General features: G+C 63.4%; 22 protein-coding genes. 13 read left to right on the forward strand and 9 right to left on the reverse strand.

Features of this window, described 5'->3' with window-relative positions; all coding sequences use genetic code 11:
- The first annotated feature begins 105 nt into the window (after positions 1–105).
- Both rpmB and rpmG read left to right on the forward strand, forming a co-directional pair.
- On the forward strand, positions 106–342 hold the full coding sequence (gene rpmB / locus ACQKPS_RS05300; protein WP_003253504.1) for a 50S ribosomal protein L28: 237 nt from the start codon (positions 106–108) through the stop codon (positions 340–342).
- 11 nt (positions 343–353) lie between these two features.
- Positions 354–509 (forward strand): 50S ribosomal protein L33, encoded by a 156-nt coding sequence (gene rpmG, locus ACQKPS_RS05305; RefSeq protein ID WP_003253507.1) that lies wholly within the window; start codon positions 354–356, stop codon positions 507–509.
- Positions 510–577: 68 nt separating this feature from the next.
- On the opposite strand, the gene ACQKPS_RS05310 is transcribed toward rpmG, so the two are convergent.
- Both ACQKPS_RS05310 and ACQKPS_RS05315 read right to left on the reverse strand, forming a co-directional pair.
- The gene (locus ACQKPS_RS05310; protein WP_254482305.1) at positions 578–781 is read right to left on the reverse strand and encodes a hypothetical protein; all 204 of its coding nucleotides are present in this window, start codon (positions 779–781) and stop codon (positions 578–580) included.
- Positions 782–864: 83 nt separating this feature from the next.
- A complete protein-coding gene (locus ACQKPS_RS05315) occupies positions 865–1,224 on the reverse strand; it encodes a cupin domain-containing protein (RefSeq protein WP_254482304.1) in 360 nt (119 codons plus the stop codon).
- A gap of 196 nt (positions 1,225–1,420) precedes the next feature.
- Between ACQKPS_RS05315 and ACQKPS_RS05320 the strand changes: the two genes are divergently transcribed.
- Together ACQKPS_RS05320 and ACQKPS_RS05325 are read left to right on the forward strand one after the other, a co-directional pair.
- Positions 1,421–2,914 (forward strand): aldehyde dehydrogenase, encoded by a 1,494-nt coding sequence (locus ACQKPS_RS05320; RefSeq protein ID WP_099815011.1) that lies wholly within the window; start codon positions 1,421–1,423, stop codon positions 2,912–2,914.
- 127 nt (positions 2,915–3,041) lie between these two features.
- Positions 3,042–4,181, forward strand: a complete 1,140-nt coding sequence (locus tag ACQKPS_RS05325) for an MFS transporter (RefSeq protein WP_427603063.1) — start codon at positions 3,042–3,044, stop codon at positions 4,179–4,181.
- Between the two features lie 2 nt (positions 4,182–4,183).
- Here the strand turns inward: ACQKPS_RS05325 and ACQKPS_RS05330 are convergent, their stop codons facing one another.
- Both ACQKPS_RS05330 and ACQKPS_RS05335 read right to left on the reverse strand, forming a co-directional pair.
- Positions 4,184–5,740: a phospholipase D family protein gene (locus ACQKPS_RS05330; protein ID WP_427603065.1), complete on the reverse strand. Its 1,557-nt coding sequence runs from the start codon at positions 5,738–5,740 to the stop codon at positions 4,184–4,186.
- Positions 5,741–5,800: 60 nt separating this feature from the next.
- Positions 5,801–7,231: a PLP-dependent aminotransferase family protein gene (locus tag ACQKPS_RS05335; RefSeq protein WP_283723384.1), complete on the reverse strand. Its 1,431-nt coding sequence runs from the start codon at positions 7,229–7,231 to the stop codon at positions 5,801–5,803.
- 179 nt (positions 7,232–7,410) lie between these two features.
- Between ACQKPS_RS05335 and ACQKPS_RS05340 the strand changes: the two genes are divergently transcribed.
- A complete protein-coding gene (locus ACQKPS_RS05340) occupies positions 7,411–7,641 on the forward strand; it encodes a DUF1127 domain-containing protein (protein WP_176508479.1) in 231 nt (76 codons plus the stop codon).
- Between the two features lie 27 nt (positions 7,642–7,668).
- Here the strand turns inward: ACQKPS_RS05340 and ACQKPS_RS05345 are convergent, their stop codons facing one another.
- The gene (locus ACQKPS_RS05345) at positions 7,669–8,961 is read right to left on the reverse strand and encodes an NAD(P)/FAD-dependent oxidoreductase (protein WP_427603067.1); all 1,293 of its coding nucleotides are present in this window, start codon (positions 8,959–8,961) and stop codon (positions 7,669–7,671) included.
- Positions 8,962–9,063: 102 nt separating this feature from the next.
- Here ACQKPS_RS05345 and ACQKPS_RS05350 point away from each other — a divergent pair, with 102 nt between their 5' ends.
- Positions 9,064–9,417 (forward strand): YkgJ family cysteine cluster protein, encoded by a 354-nt coding sequence (locus ACQKPS_RS05350; protein ID WP_254482298.1) that lies wholly within the window; start codon positions 9,064–9,066, stop codon positions 9,415–9,417.
- 2 nt (positions 9,418–9,419) lie between these two features.
- Here the strand turns inward: ACQKPS_RS05350 and dadR are convergent, their stop codons facing one another.
- A complete protein-coding gene (gene dadR, locus ACQKPS_RS05355) occupies positions 9,420–9,908 on the reverse strand; it encodes a transcriptional regulator DadR (protein WP_003258963.1) in 489 nt (162 codons plus the stop codon).
- Positions 9,909–10,061: 153 nt separating this feature from the next.
- On the opposite strand from dadR, the gene dadA reads away from it, so the two are divergent.
- The 5 genes from dadA to ACQKPS_RS05380 all read left to right on the forward strand — a co-directional run bounded on the left by dadA (position 10,062) and on the right by ACQKPS_RS05380 (position 15,781).
- Entirely contained in the window at positions 10,062–11,366 is a 1,305-nt protein-coding gene (gene dadA / locus ACQKPS_RS05360) for a D-amino acid dehydrogenase (RefSeq protein WP_427603069.1), read from the forward strand.
- Between the two features lie 130 nt (positions 11,367–11,496).
- Entirely contained in the window at positions 11,497–12,570 is a 1,074-nt protein-coding gene (gene alr / locus ACQKPS_RS05365; RefSeq protein WP_283723381.1) for an alanine racemase, read from the forward strand.
- A gap of 110 nt (positions 12,571–12,680) precedes the next feature.
- Positions 12,681–13,229, forward strand: coding sequence for a cupin domain-containing protein (locus tag ACQKPS_RS05370; protein ID WP_254482295.1), 549 nt, complete (start codon positions 12,681–12,683; stop codon positions 13,227–13,229).
- Positions 13,230–13,365: 136 nt separating this feature from the next.
- On the forward strand, positions 13,366–13,788 hold the full coding sequence (locus ACQKPS_RS05375; protein WP_254482294.1) for a c-type cytochrome: 423 nt from the start codon (positions 13,366–13,368) through the stop codon (positions 13,786–13,788).
- 133 nt (positions 13,789–13,921) lie between these two features.
- Positions 13,922–15,781, forward strand: a complete 1,860-nt coding sequence (locus ACQKPS_RS05380) for an acetyl-CoA hydrolase/transferase C-terminal domain-containing protein (protein ID WP_254482293.1) — start codon at positions 13,922–13,924, stop codon at positions 15,779–15,781.
- Positions 15,782–15,894: 113 nt separating this feature from the next.
- On the opposite strand, the gene ACQKPS_RS05385 is transcribed toward ACQKPS_RS05380, so the two are convergent.
- A complete protein-coding gene (locus tag ACQKPS_RS05385; RefSeq protein ID WP_003253535.1) occupies positions 15,895–16,467 on the reverse strand; it encodes a xanthine phosphoribosyltransferase in 573 nt (190 codons plus the stop codon).
- Positions 16,468–16,529: 62 nt separating this feature from the next.
- Positions 16,530–18,539: a DNA helicase Rep gene (gene rep, locus ACQKPS_RS05390; RefSeq protein ID WP_054886748.1), complete on the reverse strand. Its 2,010-nt coding sequence runs from the start codon at positions 18,537–18,539 to the stop codon at positions 16,530–16,532.
- Positions 18,540–18,839: 300 nt separating this feature from the next.
- Here rep and ACQKPS_RS05395 point away from each other — a divergent pair, with 300 nt between their 5' ends.
- Entirely contained in the window at positions 18,840–20,507 is a 1,668-nt protein-coding gene (locus ACQKPS_RS05395; protein WP_427603072.1) for a putative bifunctional diguanylate cyclase/phosphodiesterase, read from the forward strand.
- A gap of 27 nt (positions 20,508–20,534) precedes the next feature.
- Here ACQKPS_RS05395 and ACQKPS_RS05400 read toward each other — a convergent pair whose 3' ends face one another.
- Positions 20,535–21,917: a NorM family multidrug efflux MATE transporter gene (locus tag ACQKPS_RS05400; RefSeq protein ID WP_254482290.1), complete on the reverse strand. Its 1,383-nt coding sequence runs from the start codon at positions 21,915–21,917 to the stop codon at positions 20,535–20,537.
- A gap of 156 nt (positions 21,918–22,073) precedes the next feature.
- Between ACQKPS_RS05400 and ACQKPS_RS05405 the strand changes: the two genes are divergently transcribed.
- Positions 22,074–23,000: a LysR substrate-binding domain-containing protein gene (locus tag ACQKPS_RS05405; protein WP_254482289.1), complete on the forward strand. Its 927-nt coding sequence runs from the start codon at positions 22,074–22,076 to the stop codon at positions 22,998–23,000.
- Positions 23,001–23,065 lie beyond the last annotated feature (65 nt).

Here is a 23,065-nt window from a genome sequence, read left to right on the forward strand (position 1 = left end):
TCCGGTCGGTAAGACCTCCAGAATCACGGCGCCTGGCGCCAAAGACTGAGAGATTAAGCGGCCAACCCATGCCGGGTTGGGCATGTGGTTTTAGAGGGCTGAGTCATGTCGAGAGTCTGTCAAGTTACTGGTAAGGGTCCAGTAACCGGGAACAACATTTCCCACGCAAACAACAAAACCCGTCGTCGTTTCCTGCCGAACCTGCAGCACCACCGTTTCTGGGTTGAGTCCGAGAAGCGTTTCGTGCGTCTGCGCGTATCCGCCAAAGGCATGCGTATCATCGACAAGCGCGGCATCGACGCCGTTCTGGTTGATATCCGTAAAGCTGGCGCCAAGGTTTAAGGGAGAACATCATGCGTGAATTGATCCGTCTGGTTTCGAGTGCCGGTACCGGCCACTTCTACACCACCGACAAGAACAAGCGCACCACCCCGGACAAAATCGAGATCAAGAAATACGATCCGGTTGTTCGCAAGCACGTGGTGTACAAGGAAGCCAAGATCAAGTAATTGATCGGCGACCTGAAAAAAAACCCGCATCCGAAAGGACGCGGGTTTTTTTATGCCTGCGATGGGGTTCAGTTGAAGGCGAAGCCCGTGATCAGTTGATTGGCATCGGCACGGATGTGAATGCGGTTGCTGTCGAAGTCACGGGTGCTGAACTCGTTGGGCCCCACGATACGGGTGCGGCCGGTCAGTTCCCTGATGATTTCTTTGACCGATGGCTCGTAAGGGGTGCCGATCAGATGGGCGAGGGTTTGCAGGACTTCGTCATTGTTCATGTGCAATTTCCTTTGATGTGGGGATGGCCCGATGCGGGCTGGGTCATCCTCCTGCATGCCTGCAAACCGGCTGCGCTACATAGTTACTTCTGCTCGAACATCACGTAGATCTTGCGGCACGGTTCCAGCACTTCCCAGGTGCCCTTGAAGCCTGCCGGGATGACGAACCGGTCACCGGCACGCAGGGTCTTGGCCCCGCCCTCCTGGTCGCGCAGTACCGAGACGCCTTGCACGATCTCGCAATATTCATGTTCGGTGTAGCTCACCGTCCATTGCCCGATTTCCCCTTCCCAGACGCCTGCAGCGAACTGCCCGCATGGGCTGGAGTAATGGTTGTAGACAGCCTGGTCCGGCTCGCCCTTGAGGATTTTTTCCGCCGCCGGGCGGTAGCGTTCAGCCTCGGTGAGAACCTGGGCGAAGTCGATGATGCTGTCGATGCTCATGGTGCGGCTCCTTTTGTTGTTTAATAAAATGCACATCAGTAGGCTTTTAGGCCGTTCGTGTCAAATATATTGATACTTTACCCAGCCTGGTTTAGGGTATCGCTTGCCAGTGTGCGTTCGTCGCCCGGCCAGAATTCTGACAACGCCTGTGAGTCCTCAGTGCGGCGTTGCACCTAAACAAGAGGAGGAGTTTCGTATGACCACCCTGACCCGTGCGGATTGGGAACAACGTGCCCAGCAACTGAAGATCGAAGGCCGCGCCTTCATCAACGGCGAATACACCGACGCCGCATCCGGTGAAACATTCGACTGCCTGAGCCCGGTCGACGGACGCTTCCTGGCCAAGGTTGCCAGCTGCGACCTGGCCGACGCCAACCGCGCCGTGGAAAACGCCCGTGCCACCTTCGATTCCGGCGTCTGGTCGCAACTGGCCCCGGCCAAGCGCAAGGCCACGCTGATCCGCTTCGCCGACCTGCTGCGTAAAAACGTGGAGGAGCTGGCGCTGCTGGAAACCCTGGACATGGGCAAGCCGATCAGTGACTCCTCCAGCATCGACATCCCGGGTGCGGCGCAAGCCATTCACTGGACTGCCGAAGCCATCGACAAAGTCTACGACGAAGTTGCCCCGACCCCACACGACCAGCTCGGCCTGGTTACCCGTGAGCCAGTCGGCGTGGTCGGCGCTATCGTGCCTTGGAATTTCCCGCTGCTGATGGCTTGCTGGAAGCTCGGCCCGGCGCTTGCCACCGGTAACTCGGTAGTGCTCAAGCCGTCCGAAAAATCTCCACTGACCGCCATCCGCATTGCTCAGCTGGCGATCGAAGCGGGTATTCCGGCGGGCGTACTGAACGTGCTGCCAGGTTACGGCCATACCGTAGGCAAGGCCCTGGCCCTGCATATGGACGTCGATACCTTGGTGTTCACAGGTTCCACCAAGATCGCCAAGCAGTTGATGGTCTACGCGGGCGAATCGAACATGAAGCGCATCTGGCTGGAAGCCGGTGGCAAGAGCCCGAACATCGTCTTTGCTGACGCCCCGGACCTGCAGGCCGCCGCTGAAGCTGCCGCCAGCGCCATCGCCTTCAACCAGGGTGAAGTGTGTACTGCCGGTTCGCGTCTGCTGGTCGAGCGCTCGATCAAGGACAAGTTCCTGCCAATGGTGGTCGAGGCCCTCAAGGGCTGGAAGCCAGGCAACCCGCTGGACCCACAGACCACTGTCGGTGCCCTGGTCGATACCCAGCAGATGAACACCGTGCTGTCGTACATCGACGCCGGCCACAAGGACGGCGCCAAGCTGCTGGCCGGTGGCAAGCGCACCCTTGAAGAGACCGGTGGCACCTACGTCGAGCCGACCATCTTCGACGGCGTGACCAACGCCATGCGCATCGCCCAGGAAGAAATCTTCGGCCCAGTGCTGTCGGTGATCGCCTTCGACACCGCCGAAGAAGCCATCGCCATCGCCAACGACACCCCGTACGGCCTGGCCGCCGGCATCTGGACCTCGGACATTTCCAAGGCCCACAAGACTGCCCGAGCCGTGCGCGCTGGCAGCGTCTGGGTCAACCAGTACGACGGCGGCGACATGACCGCACCGTTCGGCGGCTTCAAGCAGTCGGGCAACGGCCGTGACAAGTCGCTGCACGCGCTGGAGAAGTACACCGAGCTGAAAGCGACCTGGATCAAGCTGTAATCCGGTAGCCTTTTTCGCGGGCAAGCCCGCTCCCACAGGTACTGCGCTGCTCTCGATGCCAGCGCCGCACCTGTGGGAGCGGGCTTGCCCGCGAATGGACCTGGAACAATCTGCCTGGGAGGCTGCAATGCGTTGGGGAACCTATTTTGCCGTGCTGGCGTCGGTGCTCAGTGTCGGGCTTGCGCTCGGTGTGAGCATGCCGCTGGTGTCCCTGCGCCTTGAGGCATGGGGCTACGGTGGGTTCGCCATCGGCGTGATGGCGGCGATGCCGGCGCTGGGCGTGCTGCTCGGCGCCAGCCTGGCCAGCCGCCTGGCCGGCTGGGTCGGCGTACCCTCGGCGATGCGCCTGTGCCTGTGGGGTGGGGCGCTGTCCATTGGGCTGGTGGCGCTGCTGCCGAGCTACCCGCTGTGGCTGGCCCTGCGTTTGCTTATCGGCATGTCGCTGACCGTGGTGTTCATCCTCGGCGAAAGTTGGATCAACCAGTTGGTGGTCGAGCAGTGGCGCGGCCGCCTGGTGGCCTTGTACGGCAGCAGCTACGCCTTGAGCCAGCTGGCCGGGCCTCTGGTGCTGGGCTTCCTGGGTTCCGACGATGACTTCGGCTTCTGGGCCGCGACCGCCCTTTTGCTGCTGGCACCATTACTGTTGTTGGGCCGCGGTGGCGCACCGAGCACCGAGGCATGCATCGTAACCTTCGGCGACCTGTTCGCCTTCTGCCGGCGTTTGCCGGTGATCGCCTGGGCTGTCGCCTTGTTCGCCGCGTTTGAAGCGATGATTCTGACGCTGTTGCCGGTGTATTGCCTGCAGCAGGGTTTCACTACCGAAATTGCCTTGTTCATGGTCAGCACCGTGGTGGTAGGCGATGCCGTGCTGCAGCTGCCGATCGGGGCGCTGGCCGACCACCTGTCGCGGCAGGCCCTGTTCACCGGTTGTGCCGTGACCTTGATGGTGACCAGCCTGGCGATTCCGTTGTTGCTGGAGACGTTGGCGATCTGGCCCCTGTGGGTACTGTTCGGCGCTAGTGCCGGTGGCTTGTTCACCTTGTCGCTGATCTTGATCGGTGAGCGTTACCGCGATGATGCCCTGGTGCGGGCCAATGCTCATGTGGCGCAGCTGTGGGGCATCGGGTGCCTGCTCGGGCCATTGCTGGCTGGGGCGGGCAGCCAATGGATCAGCGGCCATGCACTGCTGTGGCTGATGGCGGCAGGGGCGGCCGGCCTGGTACTGCTGACCCGCAGGCGCGGTGCGTTCGAGCCAGCCTCGGCCTGAGCCTACAGCATCTTCTCCAGGCCAACGGCCTTGCTGATCCAGGCATTGAAGCGTCGCCAGAGGCCACCTGGCTCTGAGGTCAGCATGTGCCGATGGCCATTGTCCTCGGTGGCCCACACCAGCTTGTCACCCACCAGTTTCACCTGATAGCTCAGTGCCGGCGCCATACCCTGCTGGGCCAACTCGCGGGTGTATTCGGCCAGCTCCGGGCTGTCCACCAGCACGCCGACCTCGGTGTTCCACAGCACTGAACGGGGGTCGAAGTTGAACGAGCCGATGAAGGTCTTGCGCCGGTCGAAGACGATGGCCTTGGTGTGCAAGCTCGAATCCGAACTGCTGCCGTGGAAGCTCAGGCGCGCAGGTGTCGGGTCGCCCGGCTGACGACGCAGTTCGAACAGCTGCACGCCGTGTTCGAGCAGTGCACGGCGATAGGGTGCATAGCCGCCATGAACAGCCGGCACATCGGTGGCCTCCAGCGAGTTGGTCAGCAACTTCACCGAAGCCCCGGCGTCGGCCCGGCCGGTCAGGTACAGCAGGCCCGGCTCGCCCGGTACGAAATAGGCCGACATCAGGATCAGCTCATGCTGCACGCCGGCCAGGTCCGGCGCCAGCTGCTGGCTCATCAGCAACTGTGGGTCCGGCTCATTATCGGCCAGCACCTTGCTCGGGGCGTCCCACAGCGCTTGGGCGTGGGCCCAGATCAGCTCGTTGCGCCATACATCCAGGCGCGGCTGCGACTGGTAGGACATGAGCCGGTCGTACAGGGCCTTGCGCTCTACCCGCGCCTGGGCCAGGGACACTTCCAGGCGCTGGCGGCTGGCGCGCAGGTCGTCGGCATCCGGCGCCTGCCAGAGGAAATCGGTGATCGGCCGGCTCAGGGCGCTGTTCCAGTACTGGTCGAAGCTGTGCCCTAATTGTTCGGCCACCGGACCGACGCCGAGCAGGTCGATGTCGGTGAAATTGAGGTTGGGTTCGGCATCGAAGTACTCGTCACCCAGGTTGCGCCCGCCGACGATGGCCATGCTGTTGTCCACCAGGAACAGCTTGTTGTGCATGCGCCGGTGCTGGCGCGACAGGTTGAACAGGCGGCCGACTGCCCGCGTCGCCCCGGTGCTGCGCCCCAGGTGCAAGGGGTTGAACACGCGGATCTGGATGTTCGGGTGGGCATCGAGGGTGCCCATGATGGTGTCCAGGCCATCGCTGGTGGTGTCGTCGAGCAGGATGCGCACGCGCACGCCGCGGTCGGCTGCGCGCAGCAGTTCGTGCACCAGGGCGCGGGTGCTCAGGCCATCGTGGACAATGTAGTACTGCAGGTCGATGCTCGCTTGCGCATTGCGGATCAACTCGGCGCGGGCGCGAAATGCCTCGTTGCTGTTGGGCAGCAGGCGAAAGCCCGAGCGCCCCTCATAGGGCGCGGCCTGGCGCAGTACCGAGCGGCCGAAGGCCGACTCGCTGGCCGGCAGCGCCTGGCTGGTTTCGCGGGGCGTGCCGATGCTGGCACAGCCATTGAGGCCGAGCAGCAGCACCAGCAGCAGAGGCAAGGCTCGCTGGAGTCTCAAGGGGGTATCGTCCTGTACGGCAAAGCGCTAAGGGGTTGGACTGCCAAAGGCGGCGCAAAGTTACGCTTGGGCGCTATCTTCAGCCAGTAGACGAAGGGCGGTTTCACCGACCTTGCGCACCGCCGCTTCGATTTGCGGTGTTGGCCGGGCAGCGAAATTCATGCGCAGACAATGGCGGAACTTGCCCGAGGCCGAGAAGATGCTGCCCACGGCGATCTGCACACCCTGGTCCAGTAAAGCGCGGTTCAGCCGTAGCGTATCGAAATGTTCAGGCAATTCCACCCACAGCATGAAACCGCCCTGCGGCCGGCTGACCCGGGTGCCGGCCGGGAAATAACAGGTTACCCAGTCGCTCATCAGGTCGCGACCACGCTGGTACTGGCTGCGCATGCGTCGCACATGGGGCTGGTAGTGACCGGCGGCAATGAAGTCGGCGATCGCCAGTTGCGGCTGGCTGGCGGTGCTGCCGGTGCTGATGTATTTCATGTGCAGCACCCGCTCCAGATAACGACCGGGGGCGACCCAGCCGATACGCAGGCCTGGGGCGAGGGTCTTGGAGAACGAACTGCACAGCAGCACGCGGCCGTCGTCGTCGAACGACTTGAGGGTGCGCGGGCGCGGGTAGGTGTAGGCCAGATCGCCATACACGTCGTCTTCCAGGATCGCCACATCGTAGCGCTGGGCCAGGCTCAGCAGGGCCTTCTTGCGCGCCTCGGGCATGATATAGCCGAGCGGGTTGTTACAGCTCGGGGTGATCTGGATAAGCTTGATCGGCCATTGTTCAAGCGCCAACTCCAGGGCTTCAAGGCTGATGCCGGTGACCGGGTCGGTAGGGATTTCCAGGGCCTTCATGCCCAGGCCCTTGAGGGTCTGCATGGCGCCGTGGAAGCTTGGCGAGTCGACCGCAACGATATCGCCTGGCTCGCACACTGCGCGGATGCTGCACGACAGCGCCTCGTGGCAGCCCGTGGTCACCACCAGGTCGGCCGGGTTCAGGCGGCAGCCGGAGTCGAGCGTCAGCCGGGCGATCTGCTCGCGCAGGGCCAGGTTGCCATGGATGTTGTCGTAGTACAGGCCCGGCATGTCCTGGCGTCGGCTCAGTTGAGCGAGGCTGCGCAGCAGCGGCTTGAGGGTCGGGCTGTCGATGTCGGGCATGCCGCGGCCGAGCTGGATGACGTCCTGACGCGGGGTACTGCGCACCAGTTCGAGCACCTGTTCCCATTGCGAGATATCCACCGGGCGTTGGGCCGGGCGGCTGACGGCGGGCAGGGCAGGGAGGTGGCGATGGTCGCTGACGAAGTAACCGGACTTGGGCCGTGGCGATACCATGCCGCTGTCTTCTAGCATGCGGTAGGCCTGCTGTACGGTGCTCAGGCTGACCCCATGCTCAACGCTCAGGGCGCGCACCGATGGCAGGCGCTGGCCGGGGCGGTAGAGGCCCTGTTCGATGCGCGCACCGAGCAGTTCGGCGAGGTTCAGGTAGAGGGTCAAGGCATACTCCTACGCTTCTTGTAGGAAGCGACCAGTACAGTTGCGGTGAAAATACAGCATTCAGGTGTAAGACGGCCAATTCTGTATGGGAATAATAAGCCTGTATTGGTTCTGTATTGCCAGGCCCATCGTCGCGCATGCTTTCTCCACGGTTACACACTGAACGGGAGAGAGCAGCGATGGGTGGCATGAGCGATGTGCGCTTGCAACTGTTGGCCAAGGAACTGGACGCCGGGCAGCAGACCAAGGTTTTCAACGCACCGGAAGGGCTCGGGCGTTGGGGGCTGATGCTGCATCGCTGGCACACCCGCCGGGCCTTGCTGCAGCTGGACGATGACCAGCTGCGGGATATCGGGCTGAGCTGGGAACAGGCACGTACCGAGGGGCGTAAACCCTTCTGGAGAGACTGAGGCGGTCAACTGTAGGAGCGCTGGTTTTCAAACCAGCTCTTTCAGGCGATGCCAGAGCATCCCCAGCGCCAGGATCGGCGAGCGCAGGTGCTTGCCGCCGGGGAAGGTGACGTGCGGCACCTTGGCGAACAGGTCGAAGCGCCCGCTTTCCTGGCCGCTGATCGCTTCACCCAGCAGGCGTGCGGCCAAGTGCGTGGCATTCAGGCCGTGGCCGGAATAGGCCTGGGCGTAATAGACATTCGGCTGGCTGGCCAGGCGGCCGACCTGGGGCAGGCGGTTGGCGCCGATGCCGATCATGCCGCCCCACTGATAATCGATGCGCACATCGGCCAGCTGCGGGAACACCTTGAGCATCTTCGGCCGCATGTAGGCCGCGATGTCTTTAGGGTCGCGTCCGGAATAGTGGCAGGCACCCCCGAACAGCAGGCGGCGGTCGGCCGACAGGCGATAGTAGTCCAGCGCTACGCGTTGGTCGCACACCGCCATGTTCTGCGGCAGCAACTGATGCGCGCGCTCTTCGCTGAGTGGCTCGGTGGCAATGATGTAGCTGCCGGCTGGCAGCACCTTGCCGCCCAGCTCGCGGTTGAGGTCGTTGTGGTAGGCGTTGCAGCACAGCACGAGTGTCTTGGCGCGCACCCGGCCCTGGGCAGTGTGCACCTGCACTTCAGGGCCGTAGTCGATGCGCGTGACCTCGGACTGCTCGAACAGCTTTACGCCCAGGCGACTGGCGACAGCCGCTTCACCCAAGGCCAGGTTGAGCGGGTGCAGGTGGCCCGAGCCCATGTCGATCAGGCCGCCGACATAACGGTCGGAACCCACTACGCTATGCATGTCGTCCTTGCCGACCAGGCGCAGTTCGTGGCGGTAGCCCAGGCTGCGCAGTTCATCGGCATCCTCGGCAAACCCTTTCAGCTCGTCGGGTTTGTTGGCCAGGTCGCAGTAGCCCCAGGTCAGGTCGCAGGCGATGGCGTGGCGCTCGACCCGTTCGCGGACGATTTCCACGGCTTCCAGGCCCATCAGCTTCATGCTGCGTACGCCGTCTTCTCCTATCACCGGCAGAAACTGCTCCAGGCCGTGGCCGACGCCGCGGATCAGCTGGCCGCCATTGCGCCCGCTGGCACCCCAGCCGAGCTTGCGGGCTTCCAGGAGGACTACCGAGAAGCCGCGCTCGGCCAGTTCGATAGCCGTGTTCAGCCCCGAATAGCCGCCACCGACGATACACACATCGGCGTTGTGTTCGCCTTGCAGGAAGGAATGGTCCGGGTGGGGCGCGCTGCTGGCGGCGTAATAGGAGGCGGCGTGCTGCGCGCTGTGGATCATGGGCGAAGTCCTGTTGCTGTTCTGAAAGTGGCAGAATAAGCCGTGGCCTGACAGTTGGCCTTATAATTCAGCCTGATTTAAATTTCATGTGTTTTCCCGGCCATGTCCTGCAACCGTCACAAAATCCATTTCCTGCGCGAACTCATTCCTTCATTCGAATGCGAGCCCGGCTGCCACGACTGCTGCGGCCCGGTCACCACTTCGTCCGAAGAGATGGCCCGCCTGCCGCGCAAGACCCAGGCCGAGCAGGATGCCGCGCTGGAGCACCTGAACTGCGTGCACCTGGGCCCCAATGGCTGCACCGTCTATGAAGAGCGGCCACTGATCTGCCGCTTGTTCGGCACCACGCCGCGCATGGCCTGCCCGCGCGGGCGTGGCCCGGAGCCGATGATCGAGCCCGAAGCCGAGCAACTGGTCCACCAGTTCATCGCCAGCACCCGCCAGGTGCTGGTCTAGGTTCAGTCAGGGATCGGCAGGCAGAGGCTCTCTTTCACCTCTTCCATCACGATGTAGCTCTTCGACTCGCGCACGTGTGGCAGCTTCAGCAGGATGTCGCCGAGCAGCTTGCGGTACGAGGCCATTTCCGAAATGCGCGCTTTCACCAGGTAGTCGAAGTCGCCGGACACCAGGTGGCACTCCAGCACATGGGGCAGCTTGAGCACCGCCCGGCGGAACTCCTCGAAGGTGTCGCCGGACTTGTAGTCCAGGCTGATTTCCACGAACACCAGCAGGCTGCCCTTGAGGTGCTGCGGATTCAGCCGGGCGTTGTAGCCCATGATGATGCCCTCGCGCTCCAGGCGGCGTACGCGCTCGGTGCAAGGGGTGGTGGACAGCCCGACTTTCTCGCCCAGTTCGGTGAAGGATATACGCCCGTCATTCTGCAGGATACGCAGGATGTTACGGTCGATCTTGTCCAGTTCACGCTTGCTCTGGTGCTGGGTTCTCATAGGGGATGCCCCTCCGTGAAAGGCGATTTTGCCGAGAATTCTCGCCAATAATAGGCTTTTATATAGTGAATTGCACTGGGCTGAGATTCTTATACTGCGCGCATCCATGCCATATCAACAAAATAGCGGTGCGCCGCGTGCGAGGGATGAACGATGCGAGTATTGGTACTTGGTAGCGGTGTGATCGGTACCGCCAGTGCCTATTATCTGGCCCGGCAAGGCTTCGAGGTGACCGTGGTCGACCGCCAACCGGCAGTGGCCCTGGAAACCAGCTTCGCCAACGCCGGCCAGATCTCGCCCGGCTATGCCTCGCCCTGGGCCGCCCCAGGCGTACCGCTGAAAGCCATCAAGTGGCTGCTGGAGCGCCACGCGCCCCTGGCCATCAAGCTGACCGGTGATGTCGACCAGTACCTGTGGATGGCGCAGATGCTGCGCAACTGCACCGCCAGCCGCTATGCGGTGAACAAGGAGCGCATGGTGCGCTTGTCCGAGTACAGCCGAGACTGCCTTGACGAACTGCGTGCCGAAACCGGTATCGCCTACGAAAACCGTAGCCTGGGGACTACCCAGCTGTTCCGCACGCAGGCCCAGGTGGACGCTGCGGCCAAGGACATTGCCGTGCTCGAACAGTCCGGGGTGCCCTACGAACTGCTCGACCGCGACGGCATCGCCCGCGTCGAACCGGCCCTGGCCGGGGTGAAGGACATCCTTGCCGGCGCCCTGCGCCTGCCCAACGACCAGACCGGCGACTGCCAGCTGTTCACCACCAAGCTCGCCGAAATGGCCGTGAAACTGGGCGTGGAATTCCGCTTCGGTCAGGACATCCAGCGGCTGGACTTCGCCGGTGACCGCATCAACGGCGTATGGATCGACGGCAAGCTGGAAACCGCCGACCGCTACGTGCTGGCCCTGGGCAGCTACTCGCCGCAGATGCTCAAGCCACTGGGCATCAAAGCCCCGGTGTATCCGCTCAAGGGTTACTCGCTGACCGTGCCGATCACCGATGCCGACATGGCGCCGACCTCGACCATTCTCGACGAGACCTACAAGGTCGCGATCACCCGTTTCGACAACCGTATCCGCGTGGGCGGCATGGCTGAGATCGCCGGCTTTGACCTGTCGCTGAACCCGCGTAGACGCGAAACGCTGGAGATGATCGTCGACGACCTTTATCCTCGCGGCGGCGACCTGAGCCAGGCCAGTTTCTGGACCGGCCTGCGCCCGGCGACTCCGGACGGTACGCCGATCGTGGGGGCCACCGCGTTCCGCAACCTGTTCCTCAACACCGGCCACGGTACGTTGGGCTGGACCATGGCGTGCGGTTCCGGCCGCCTGCTGGCTGACCTGATTGCGCGCAAGAAGCCGCAGATCAGTGCTGAAGGCCTGGACATCTCCCGGTATGGCAACAGCCCGGAAGTCGCCAAGCACGGTCAGACCGCGCCTGCCCACCAGCAGTAAGGTCGCCTGTACCGCACTCTTCGCGGCTAAAAGCCGCTCCTGCAGGCATGTGCGATCCCTGTAGGAGCGGCTTCAGCCGCGAAGAACCCGACACCGTTTTCAACCTGTGAATCACCATAAGGCAGCCGCCATGCGTCCCGCCCGCGCCCTGATCGACTTGCAAGCCCTCCGTCACAACTACCGCCTGGCCCGTGAACTGTCCGGCGCCAAGGCCCTTGCCGTGGTCAAGGCCGACGCCTACGGCCACGGCGCCGTGCGTTGCGCCCTGGCCCTGGAGCCCGAGGCCGACGGCTTTGCTGTGGCCTGCATCGAGGAAGCGCTGGAGTTGCGCGCTGCCGGCATCAAGGCGCCGGTGCTGCTGCTCGAAGGCTTTTTCGAAGCCAGTGAACTGGCGCTGATCGCCGAACACGGCCTGTGGTGTGTGGTGCATTCGCTGTGGCAGCTCGAAGCCATCGAGCAGACCCAGGTGCACAAGCCACTGACTATCTGGCTCAAGCTCGACAGCGGCATGCACCGCGTCGGCCTGCACCCCAAGGACTACCGCGACGCCTACCAACGCCTGCTGGCCAGCGGCAAGGTTTCGCGCATCGTGCTGATGAGCCACTTTGCCCGCGCCGACGAGCCGGAGGCCGATGCCACCGAGCAGCAGATTGCCGTGTTCAACGCCGCCCGCGAAGGCCTGGCTGCCGAGTGCAGCCTGCGCAATTCGCCCGGTGTGCTGGCCTGGCCGCAGGCCCCGAGCGACTGGGTACGCCCAGGCATCATGCTGTATGGCGCCAGCCCCTTCGAAGCCGACCAGGCCCAGGCCGCACGGCTGCAGCCGGTGATGACCCTGCAATCGCGGGTCATCAGCGTGCGCGAGCTGCCCGCCGGGGAGCCAGTGGGTTACGGCGCCAAGTTCGTCAGCCCGCGGCCGACCCGCGTTGGCGTGGTTGCCATGGGCTACGCCGACGGCTACCCGCGCCATGCCCCCACCGGCACCCCGGTAGTGGTCGCTGGCAAGCGCAGCCAGCTGATTGGCCGCGTGTCGATGGACATGCTCTGCATCGACCTGACCGACGTGCCCGAAGCCACCGTCGGCAGCCCGGTCGAGCTGTGGGGCAAACAGGTGCTGGCCAGTGATGTGGCCATGCAGGCCGGTACCATTCCGTACCAGATCTTCTGCAACCTGAGGCGTGTGCCGCTGGACTATCACGGCGAATAAGACGCCGAAGCGGACAGCGTGAGGGGCGGTGTGTTGTAAATACTGAACGGCATTGCCATGATATCGTTCACATTCACCCCGCCATCTCACCGTTTCAGGAGGCGCAAGCTTTGGACGTCGGCGAACGACTGCAAGCCATCCGCAAGCTCAAGGGCCTTTCCCAGCGGGAACTCGCCAAGCGCGCGGGGGTGACCAACAGCACCATCTCGATGATCGAGAAGAACAGCGTGAGCCCTTCGATCAGTTCGCTGCGCAAGGTGCTCAGCGGCATTCCCATGTCGATGGTCGAATTCTTTTCGGTGGAGCTTGAGGCCGAAAGCCCGGCACAGATCGTCTACAAGGCCCATGAGCTGATCGACATCTCCGACGGCGCAGTGACCATGAAACTGGTCGGCAAGTCACACCCCAACCGCGCCATTGCCTTCCTCACCGAGGTCTATCCACCCGGGGCGGACACCGGTGCCGAGATGCTCACCCACGATGGTGAAGAAACCGGCATCCTGCTCGAGGGCAGGCTAGAGCTGGTGGTGGGCAACGAGATCTTCATCCTCGAAGCGGGCGACAGCTATTACTTCGAAAGCACCCGCCCGCACCGTTTTCGCAACCCGTTCGACGCGCCTGCGCGGCTGATCAGCGCGGCTACTCCTTCGAACTTTTGATCCAGCGCAGTGCATTGCTTCGGCAATACCCCTTTCCCGAGTAGGGTCGTTCCACGGTATCCGGGTTCCCGCTATACTTTTCAACGCTCGCATTACCGTGGCCGCGGGCGTGATTAGCCACCATGAGGGTGTTCGCGTGAACCAAATCAAGAAGATGCTGGCCGTACCAGCAGCCGTACTCGCCCTTTGGGCAATGAGCGCAACCGCAGCGACCAACGATGAGCTTGCCAAACGCCTTGAGCCGGTCGGCCAGGTGTGTGTGCAGGGCCAGGAATGCAAGGGTATGGAAGTAGCCGCCGCAGCCGGCGGTGGTGGGGCCAAGACCCCGGATGAGGTGATTGCCAAGCACTGCAACGCCTGCCACGGCACGGGCTTGCTCGGGGCACCGAAGATTGGCGATACCGCTGCGTGGAAAGAGCGCGCCGACCATCAGGGCGGCCTGGACGGGATTCTGGCCAAGGCCATTACCGGCATCAACGCCATGCCGCCAAAGGGCACCTGCGCGGACTGCTCGGATGATGACCTGAAAGGGGCCATCAAGAAGATGTCCGGGCTCTGAGCCACAGATGAATTGCACAAGGCCCGCCTTCTTTGGCGGGCTTTGTTTTTGGGTTGCCTGTGCCGGCCCAGGCAACCAACCCGCTTGAGCCCATGTCCAACCCCTGACCCCATGGATGATTCAGGAGGCCCCGATGCACCTCTGCTCCATCGACCAGGCCGTCGAGCAAGTCCTTTCCAAGTTGCCAGCTCACATCCACATGGGCCTGCCGCTGGGCCTGGGCAAACCCAATGCCTTCGTCAACGCGCTCTACGCCCGCGTCCGCGACCTGCCTGAGCGCCAGCTGACCATCTACACCGCGCTGTCCCTGGGCCGCCCAAACCTTGGCGATGGCTTGCAACGGCGCTTCCTCGAGCCCTTCGTCGAGCGCGTGTTCGCCGACTATGAAGAACTCACCTACCTCGCCGACCTGCGCAACGACAGCCTGCCGCCGAACATCCGCGTCGAGCAGTTCTTCATGCAACCCGGCAGCCTGCTGCACAGCGAAACCGCCCAGCAGGACTACATCAGCAGCAACTACAGCCACGCCGCGCGTGACATCAACGCCAAAGGCCTGAATCTGGTCGCCCAACTGGCCGCTGCCACGCCCGAGAAACCCGTCCACCTGAGCCTGGCCTGCAACCCCGACATCACCCTCGACCTGCAGCCGATGATCGCAAAGCGTCGTGCGGCAGGGGAAACCATCCTCATGCTCGGCCAGGTTCACAGCGAGTTGCCCTACATGCCGGGCGATGCCGAACTGCCGATCGATGCGTTCGACCTGCTGATCGACGAAGCGGAGCAGCGCCGACTGTTCTCCACCCCCAACATGCCTGTCACCACGCAGGATCACTGCATTGGTTTGCACGCAAGTTCACTGGTGCGCGACGGTGGCACGCTGCAAATCGGCATCGGAGCCATGGGCGATGCACTGGCGGCGGCATTGCTGGCGCGCCAGGGCGACAACGCAGGCTACCGTGCCTTGCTCGACGAACTGGATGTCGGCCCCTGGCAGACGCTGATCGAGCGCGAAGGCGGCCTGGAGGCCTTCGCCCAAGGCCTTTACGGCTGCAGCGAGATGTTCGTCAACGGTCTGCTGGCGCTGGTCGAAGCGGGCGTGGTGCGCCGCCCGGCAGATGAGCAGGGTGTGCTGGTGCATGGCGGTTTCTTCCTCGGCCCGCAGGCGTTCTACCAGCGCTTGCGCGAGATGCCGCTGGAGCAGCGCGCCCGGTTCGCCATGACCCGCATCAGCTTCATCAACGAATTGTACGGCCAGGAAGAGCTCAAGCGCCGCCAGCGCCGCGATGCGCGCTTCGTCAACACGGTGTTCGGCATGACCCTGCTTGGCGCTGGCGTGGCCGACCAGCTGGAGGACGGGCGGGTGCTTAGCGGCGTCGGCGGGCAGTACAATTTCGTGGCCCAGGGCCATGCGCTGGAGGGCGGGCGCTCGATACTGCTGCTGCGCAGCTGGCGCGAGTCGGGGGGTGAGGTGACGTCCAACCTGTTCTGGAACTACGGCCATTGCACCATTCCCCGGCACCTGCGCGATATCGTGGTAACCGAATATGGCATCGCCGATTTGCGCGGGCAGACCGACAGCGAAGTGATTGCGCGGTTGCTGGCGGTGAGCGATTCGCGGTTCCAGGGGGAGCTGATGGAACAGGCCAAGCGCGCCGGCAAGCTGGCGAGCGATTTTCAGCTGGATGCGCGGTTTAGTGACAATACGCCGGAGCGCCTGGAAGCAATCAGGGCGCGTCATGGGCGGTTGTTCCCGGAATATCCGCTCGGTACGGATTTCACGGCTGAGGAGCGGGATTTGTTGCGCGCGCTGAACTGGCTGAAAAGCAAGTTCAAGCTGAGCGAGGTGCTGGAGCTGGGCAAGGCGGCACTGGAGGCACCGGGGCCGGAGGGGTATGAGGCGCACCTGGCGCGGATGCAGCTGGATCGGCCGCAGGGGTTGAAGGAGGAGCTGTATCAGCGGTTGTTGCTGGCGGGCTTGGCGGCTAGCCGATAGATAGGTGCTTTGGCCATTCGCGGGACAAGCCCGCTCCCACAGGATATTCACTAGCCTTCAGGCTGGTGGGGGCTATGTGGGAGCGGGCTTGTCCCGCGAAGCAGGCGACGCGGTTACTCGATGAACGAAACCACACCACCTTCCAGCGATTTCACCCGGGCCAGCGATTCGACGCGGTAGCCCTGGCTGTCCAGCTCGGCACGGCCGCCCTGGAACGACTTCTCGATGACGATGCCCAGGCCGGCAACGGTGGCGCCGGCCTGCTTGATGATCGAGATCAGCGCCTGCGATGCCTTGCCGTTGGCCAGGAAGTCGTCGATCACCAGCACGCGGTCGCTGCTGTTGAGGTGGCGCGGCGAAATGGCCACGGTGTTTTCGGTCTGCTTGGTGAAGGAATACACCGAGGCGGTCAGCAGGTTCTCGGTCAGGGTCAGCGACTGGTGCTTGCGCGCGAAGATCACCGGTACGCCCAGCTTCAGGCCGGTCATCACCGCCGGGGCAATGCCCGAGGCTTCGATGGTGACGATCTTGGTCACGCCGGCATCGGCGAACAGGCGGGCAAACTCGTCACCGATCAGCTGCATCAGCGCCGGGTCGATCTGGTGGTTGAGAAACGCGTCGACTTTGAGAACCTGATCGGAAAGCACGATGCCTTCTTCGCGAATCTTCTGATGCAGTGCTTCCACTGTGGTATTCCTCGAAACGAAGGTGGCCGCTGAAAGCGGCAGATTTAAAGGATAAGGGTTGATCAGCGTTTGAGCATTGCCCGGATGTCGGCCAGGGCGTTGTTGCCGCGTGCGGCCTTCACCTCGACCGGCGCGTCGTCCAGGCCTTCCCAGGCCAGGTCGTCGGGCGGTAGTTCGTCGAGGAACCGGCTGGGTGTGCAGTCGATGATTTCGCCGTACTGCTTGCGCTTGGCGGCGAAGGTGAAGGCCAGGGTCTGGCGTGCGCGGGTGATGCCCACGTAGGCCAGGCGGCGTTCCTCTTCGATGGTGTCGGCCTCGATGCTCGAGCGGTGGGGAAGGATCTCTTCCTCCATGCCCATGATGAACACGTAGGGGAACTCCAGACCCTTGGAGGCATGCAGGGTCATCATCTGCACACCTTCGGCGTTTTCTTCCTCTTCCTGCTGGCGCTCGAGCATGTCGCGCAGCACCAGCTTGCCGATGGCGTCCTCGATGGTCATGTCACCCTCTTCGTCCTTCTCGAGGGTGTTCTTCAGCGCTTCGACCAGGAACCAGACGTTGCTGATGCGGAACTCCGCTGCCTTGTCGCTGGCGGTTTGCTGGCGAATCCAGTTCTCGTAGTCGATGTCGCGGATCATCTCGTGCAGCGCGGCGATCGGGTCTTCCAGGGCAACCTTGTGGCGCACCCCGTCGAGCCAGTGCTTGAAGCGCTGCAGGCGCTCGGTGTAGCGAGCATCCAGGTGCTCACCCAGGCCCAGCTCCTCGCTGGCGGCGTACATCGAGATGCCGCGCTCGGTGGCGTAGTTACCGAGCTTTTCCAGGGTGGTCGAGCCGATTTCCCGGCGCGGTACGTTGATCACCCGCAGGTACGCGTTGTCGTCATCCGGGTTCACCAGCAGGCGCAGGTAGGCCATCAGGTCCTTGACCTCCTGGCGGCCGAAGAAGCTGTTGCCGCCCGACAGGCGATACGGCACCTGGTGGTGCTGCAACTTCAGCTCGATCAGTTTGGCCTGGTAGTTGCCGCGGTAAAGGATCGCAAAGTCGCTGTACGGGCGGTTGGTGCGCAGGTGCAGGGTGAGGATTTCCATGGCCACCCGCTCGGCCTCGGCTTCCTCGTTCTTGCAGCGGATCACGCGGATCTCGTCGCCTACGCCCATCTCGCTCCACAGCTGCTTTTCGAAAGCATGCGGGTTGTTGGCGATCAACACGTTGGCGCAGCGCAGGATGCGGCTGGTGGAGCGGTAGTTCTGCTCGAGCATGACGATCTTCAAGGAGGGGTAGTCCTCCTTGAGCAGCATCAGGTTCTCTGGGCGTGCGCCACGCCAGGCATAGATCGACTGGTCGTCATCGCCCACCACGGTGAACTGGTTGCGCATGCCAATCAGCATCTTCACCAGCAGGTACTGGCTGGCGTTGGTGTCCTGGTATTCGTCCACAAGCAGGTAGCGCACGCGGTTCTGCCAGCGTTCGAGCACGTCGGGGTGCTCCTGGAACAGCTTGACCGGCAGCAGGATCAGGTCGTCGAAGTCCACCGCGTTGAACGCCTTGAGCGTGCGCTGGTAGTGGGTGTAGACGATGGCAGCGGTCTGCTCGCGAGGGTTGCGCGCCTTTTCCAGGGCCTCGGCGGGCAGGATCAGGTCGTTCTTCCAGGCACCGATCATGTTCTTGATCTCGTCGATGCCGTCGTCGCCGGAGTATTCCTTCTGCATGATGTCCGACAGCAGTGCCTTGATGTCGGATTCGTCGAAGATCGAGAAGCCCGGCTTGTAGCCCAGGCGTTCATGCTCCTTGCGGATGATGTTCAGGCCCAGGTTGTGGAAGGTACACACCGTCAGGCCGCGGCCTTCCCCCGGACGCAGCAGGGTGGCGACCCGCTCCTTCATCTCGCGCGCGGCCTTGTTGGTGAAGGTCATCGCCACGATGTACTGGGCACGGATGCCGCAGTTCTGGATGAGGTGGGCAATCTTGCGCGTGATGACGCTGGTCTTGCCCGAGCCAGCACCGGCGAGCACCAATAGAGGGCCGCCGACGTAGTCACGGGCTTCCTGTTGCCGGGGATTGAGTCGGGACATGCTAGAAACCGGGGGTCGCCAGAAAATAGCCGCGCATTCTAACAGGCATGGGCCAGTTGTGGCGCGACCGTCTGACGTTTGGGTCAGACTTTTGTTTTGGCATGAGCATTAGTGAAACTAATGCTATTCACGGAAAAAATCGTAATTGCCGGTTTCGCGACTTTCGCGCAGGATGCACGTCAAAATGCGACGGGCGGCACTGTAGGCAAAGGATATGTCTAAAAGTGAAAATCATTTTCACTTATGCAGTAGCATATCCGACATCCAACGCTACACCTTTCGAGCCTTTGAGGAGCCCGCTTGTCCACGCCTGTCGAACCTTTGCGTTTGCTGCTGTTGGCTGATGAGCCGGAATGGGCCGCCTTATTACGCGAATGCCTGCTGCCGCTGGACGGTAGCGCAGTTTTGCTGACCGCGCCGAACTGGGCGGCGGTCGATACCCTGTTCAGCCATGATCGCCAGGCCGTGGTGCTGGCCACGCCGGAGTTGCAGCCTGCACCCGGGCGTTGCGAACTGCCGACCATCCTGTTGCTCGACCACGAACCCGACACGCCGCCCACCGGGGTCAGCGACTGGCTGGTACGTGACCAGCTCAACGTCGATGCCTTGCGCCGCTCGCTGCGCCATGTGCGCGAGCGCGGTGTACTGGTGGCGACGTTGCAGCGCCTGGCCGAGCAGGACCCGCTCACCGGCATCGCCAATCGCCAGGGATTCCAGGCCCTGCTGACCACGCGCCTGGCGGAGAACGAAGGCCGCGGCGTGGCCCTCGGCCACCTGGACCTGGACAACTTCCGTCATGTCAACGATGCCCTTGGCCATCAGTGCGGCGACCGCCTGATACTGCAGGTAGTAGCGCGCCTCAAGCAGCAACTGGAAGCCGGCGACCAGCTGGCGCGCCTGGGCAGCGACGAGTTTGCCCTGCTGATCGACACGCGCCGCGATGCCAACCGCGCCGAATGGATCGCCGAACGTATCGTCGAGGCGCTGGCCGAACCCTACTGGATCGACGGCGAGAGCCTGCTGCTCGGCTGCAGCCTGGGCCTGGCCCACGCCCGCGCCCAAGGTGGCCCTGACCCGCTGATGTGGCATGCGCACATTGCCATGCGCCAGGCAAAAGGTAGCCAGGGCTGCACCTTCCACGTATTCAACGAACGCATCAACCGCAATGCGCGCAGCCTGGCCGACCTGGAAAGCGAGCTGCGCCGGGCGCTGCGCCGCGACGAACTGGAGCTGCACTACCAGCCGCGGCTGAACATGGCCGATGGACGCATCGTCGGCCTGGAGGCCTTGGTGCGCTGGCGCCATGCCGAGCGCGGCCTGCTGCCACCGAGCGAGTTCGTGCCGCTGGCTGAGCAGAGCGGGTTGATCGTGCCGCTGGGCTACTGGGTGATTTCCCGTGCCCTGCGCGATATGCAGGCGCTGCGCGAACAGGGGCTTGCACCGCTGCACATGGCGGTGAACCTGAGTTTCCGCCAGTTCCAGGACAGCCAGTTACTGGCGACCCTGAGCCGGCTGATCATCGAGCACGGTGTGGATGCCCGTTGGCTTGAATTCGAACTGACCGAAACCGCGGTGATGCGCCGCAACGAACGGGTGCGCCAGACCATGGACGCCCTCGGGCGGCTGGGGGTGCGCTTCTCGCTGGATGACTTCGGTACCGGTTTCTCGTCGTTCGTGCACCTGAACAGCCTGCCGATCACTTTGCTCAAGGTCGACCGCAGCTTCGTTGCCGAGATGGAGATGCGCGAAGAGAACCGCAAGCTGGTGCACGCCATGATCAACCTGGCACATAACCTCAACCTGGAGGTAGTAGCCGAAGGTGTGGAAAGCCAGGAGCAGATGGACCTGCTGCGCGGGTTCGGTTGTGATCAGGTGCAAGGGTTCCTGGTCAGCAAGCCGCTGCCGGTGGGGGAGTTGATCGGCTTCCTGCAGCAAGCGTCCGACCGCCCTCTGTTGGCTGCCCTCTAGGGGCGTGCCCGCGAATAGGCCCTCAAGTCAGGCCGAAACGGCAGCCCCAACCCCGGCCTTGCCCAGCAACCGCTTCATCCGCCACTCAAAGCCGATTGTCAACGCCACCGCCGCACAGGCCAGCCCCAACGCCAGCCCCCACCACACCCCCACGGCCCCGCCGCCCAGGGTGAAGGTGAGCAGCCAGGCGCTCGGCGCCCCTACCAGCCAGTAGCAGCACAGCCCGATCAGGAAGGTCGTCTTGGCGTCCTTCAAGCCACGCATCGAGCCCATGGCGATGGTCTGCATGCCATCGAACAGCTCAAACCAGGCCGCCACCATCAGCAACTGCACCGCCAGCTGGTAGATCGCGGCGAAGCCGGGGTCGCTGCGGTCGATGAACAGCCCTACCAGCGGCTCCGGCATCAGCAGGAACAACGCTGCAAAGGCAAACATGATCGTTGCGCCGAAGCCGATCCCCACCCGCCCGGCGCTGCGTGCGGCCAACAGATTGCCGGCGCCGTAGTACAGGCCCACGCGCATGGTTACCGCATACGACAGCCCGGTCGGCACCATGAACGCCGTGGATACAATCTGCAGGGCAACCTGGTGTGCCGCCAGTTGCGTGCTGCCCAGCACGCCCATGCACAGTGCGGCGAAGGCGAACAGCCCGACTTCCACCATGTAGGTGCCGCCAATCGGCAGGCCCAACCGCCACAGCTCACGCAGGGCCGGCAGGGAAGGGCGCGACAGCCCTTTGCGCAGCGGGTAGGCGGCATAGGCCGGGTGCCAGCGGATGTACAGCGCCAGCGCGATGGCCATGCCCATCGACACCACGGCCGTGACCAGGCCGATACCCATCAGGCCCAGCTTCGGCAGGCCGAACATGCCTTCGATCAGGGCGATGTTGAACAGGTAATTGAGCACCGTGCCGACCAGGCTGATGACCATTACCGGGGTCGAGCGCCCCAGCGCGCTGGTGAAGCCGCGCAGGGCCATGAAGGTCAGGTAGCCGGGCAGGGCCAGTGGCAGCAGGGTGAGGAACTCGGCAGCCGAATTGACGTTCTCCGGCTGCTGGCCGAACAGCAGCAGTACCGGTTTCAGGTTCCACAGCACCAGAGCCGCCGCCAGTGCCAGGCCCCAGGCCAGCCACAGGCCGTTCTGCGCCAGGCGCGTGGCGCCCTCGATGTCGTTGGCACCCTTGCGAATCGCCACCAGGGTGCCGACGGCGGCGATCACGCCCAGGCAGAAGATCGACACGAACGAATAGCTCGCCGCGCCCAGCCCGCCACCGGCCAGGGCCTGCGGGCTGATGCGCGCCATCATCAAGGTGTCGGTGAGCACCATCAGCATGTGCGCCAACTGCGAGGCGATCAGCGGCCCGGCCAGGCGCAGCAAAGCCTTGAGTTCTTTGGTGGGCGCGACGTGCATGGGTGAGGTCCTTGTGCCTGATCCTGTGAGCGAGGGACGATTCTGAGGCTTCGGTCAAGTTTGCACAAAAGGATAAATGCGATGGTTGGCATGAGTTGAACTCATGCATATATGATTCTGTGCATTCCAATCCCAGCCCCGGATGACAGGTGCCTTATGTCCCGCCAGCTCCCCCCCTTGTATGCACTGCGCGCATTCGAAGCGGCTGCGCGGTTGAGTTCGTTCACCCGCGCCGGTGAAGAGCTGTCGATTACCCAGAGCGCAGTGAGCCGGCATATCCGCACCCTCGAAGAACATTTCGACTGTCGGCTGTTCGTACGCAGTGGCCGCAGCCTGCAACTGACCGAGGCGGCCCGGGTGCTGCTGCCCGGTGTGCGTGAAGGCTTCGCTGCGCTGGAGCGGGCCTGCGATACCTTGCGTGGGGAAGACGACATCCTGCGCATGAAGGCGCCTTCGACCCTGACCATGCGCTGGCTGCTGGCGCGGCTGAGCCGCTTCCGGCACCTGCAACCTGGCAACGAGGTGCAACTGACCAGCGCCTGGATGGATGTCGACCATGTCGACTTCAACCAGGAACCGTTCGATTGCGCGGTGCTGCTCAGCGACGGGGTGTTCCCGTCGGATTGGGAGGTGCGTCGGTTGTTTTCCGAGTTGTTGATCCCGGTGGGTGCACCGGACCTGCTGAAGGAGGGGCGGTGGGACGAGCGGCGCCTGGCGAGCATCGAGTTGCTGCACCCGACGCCCGACAAGCGTGACTGGCGCGAATGGCTGGAGCGCATGGGCCTTAGCGACAAGGTGTCGCTCAAGGGCGGGCAGGTGTTCGACACCCTGGAGCTGGGCATGATTGCTGCTGCGCGGGGATACGGCATTTCAATGGGCGATTTGCTTATGGTCGCCGAAGATGTGGCCCAGGGGCGCCTGAGCCTGCCATGGCCCACGGCGGTGCCCAGTGGCATGGATTACTACCTGGTGTGGCCGCGAACCCGGCCGGGCGGGGAGCGGTTGCGGCGGTTGAGCGTGTTTCTGCAAGAGGAGGCGGCAGCCGTGGACCTGCCAGCGGTGGACATCCTGCCCACTCTTTGACTGTCTGTACCCGCGAAGAGGACGAAACAAGGAAAACGTTTGCGAATACCCCGGTCCGACACTCA

It is taken from the genome of Pseudomonas sp. NPDC086566 (assembly GCF_050280885.1).
GTDB lineage: Bacteria > Pseudomonadota > Gammaproteobacteria > Pseudomonadales > Pseudomonadaceae > Aquipseudomonas > Aquipseudomonas vlassakiae.

Coding starts and splice junctions, on each gene's coding strand:
- ACQKPS_RS05325 (WP_427603063.1), top strand. CDS start 3,042: ATGCGTTGGGGAACCTATTTTGCCGTGCTGGCGTCGGTGCTCAGTGTC.
- rpmB (WP_003253504.1), top strand. CDS start 106: ATGTCGAGAGTCTGTCAAGTTACTGGTAAGGGTCCAGTAACCGGGAAC.
- ACQKPS_RS05345 (WP_427603067.1), bottom strand. CDS start 8,961: ATGATCCACAGCGCGCAGCACGCCGCCTCCTATTACGCCGCCAGCAGC.
- ACQKPS_RS05310 (WP_254482305.1), bottom strand. CDS start 781: ATGAACAATGACGAAGTCCTGCAAACCCTCGCCCATCTGATCGGCACC.
- dadR (WP_003258963.1), bottom strand. CDS start 9,908: ATGAGAACCCAGCACCAGAGCAAGCGTGAACTGGACAAGATCGACCGT.
- ACQKPS_RS05350 (WP_254482298.1), top strand. CDS start 9,064: ATGTCCTGCAACCGTCACAAAATCCATTTCCTGCGCGAACTCATTCCT.
- rpmG (WP_003253507.1), top strand. CDS start 354: ATGCGTGAATTGATCCGTCTGGTTTCGAGTGCCGGTACCGGCCACTTC.
- ACQKPS_RS05320 (WP_099815011.1), top strand. CDS start 1,421: ATGACCACCCTGACCCGTGCGGATTGGGAACAACGTGCCCAGCAACTG.
- dadA (WP_427603069.1), top strand. CDS start 10,062: ATGCGAGTATTGGTACTTGGTAGCGGTGTGATCGGTACCGCCAGTGCC.
- rep (WP_054886748.1), bottom strand. CDS start 18,539: ATGTCCCGACTCAATCCCCGGCAACAGGAAGCCCGTGACTACGTCGGC.
- ACQKPS_RS05340 (WP_176508479.1), top strand. CDS start 7,411: ATGGGTGGCATGAGCGATGTGCGCTTGCAACTGTTGGCCAAGGAACTG.
- ACQKPS_RS05315 (WP_254482304.1), bottom strand. CDS start 1,224: ATGAGCATCGACAGCATCATCGACTTCGCCCAGGTTCTCACCGAGGCT.
- ACQKPS_RS05405 (WP_254482289.1), top strand. CDS start 22,074: ATGTCCCGCCAGCTCCCCCCCTTGTATGCACTGCGCGCATTCGAAGCG.
- ACQKPS_RS05380 (WP_254482293.1), top strand. CDS start 13,922: ATGCACCTCTGCTCCATCGACCAGGCCGTCGAGCAAGTCCTTTCCAAG.
- ACQKPS_RS05400 (WP_254482290.1), bottom strand. CDS start 21,917: ATGCACGTCGCGCCCACCAAAGAACTCAAGGCTTTGCTGCGCCTGGCC.
- alr (WP_283723381.1), top strand. CDS start 11,497: ATGCGTCCCGCCCGCGCCCTGATCGACTTGCAAGCCCTCCGTCACAAC.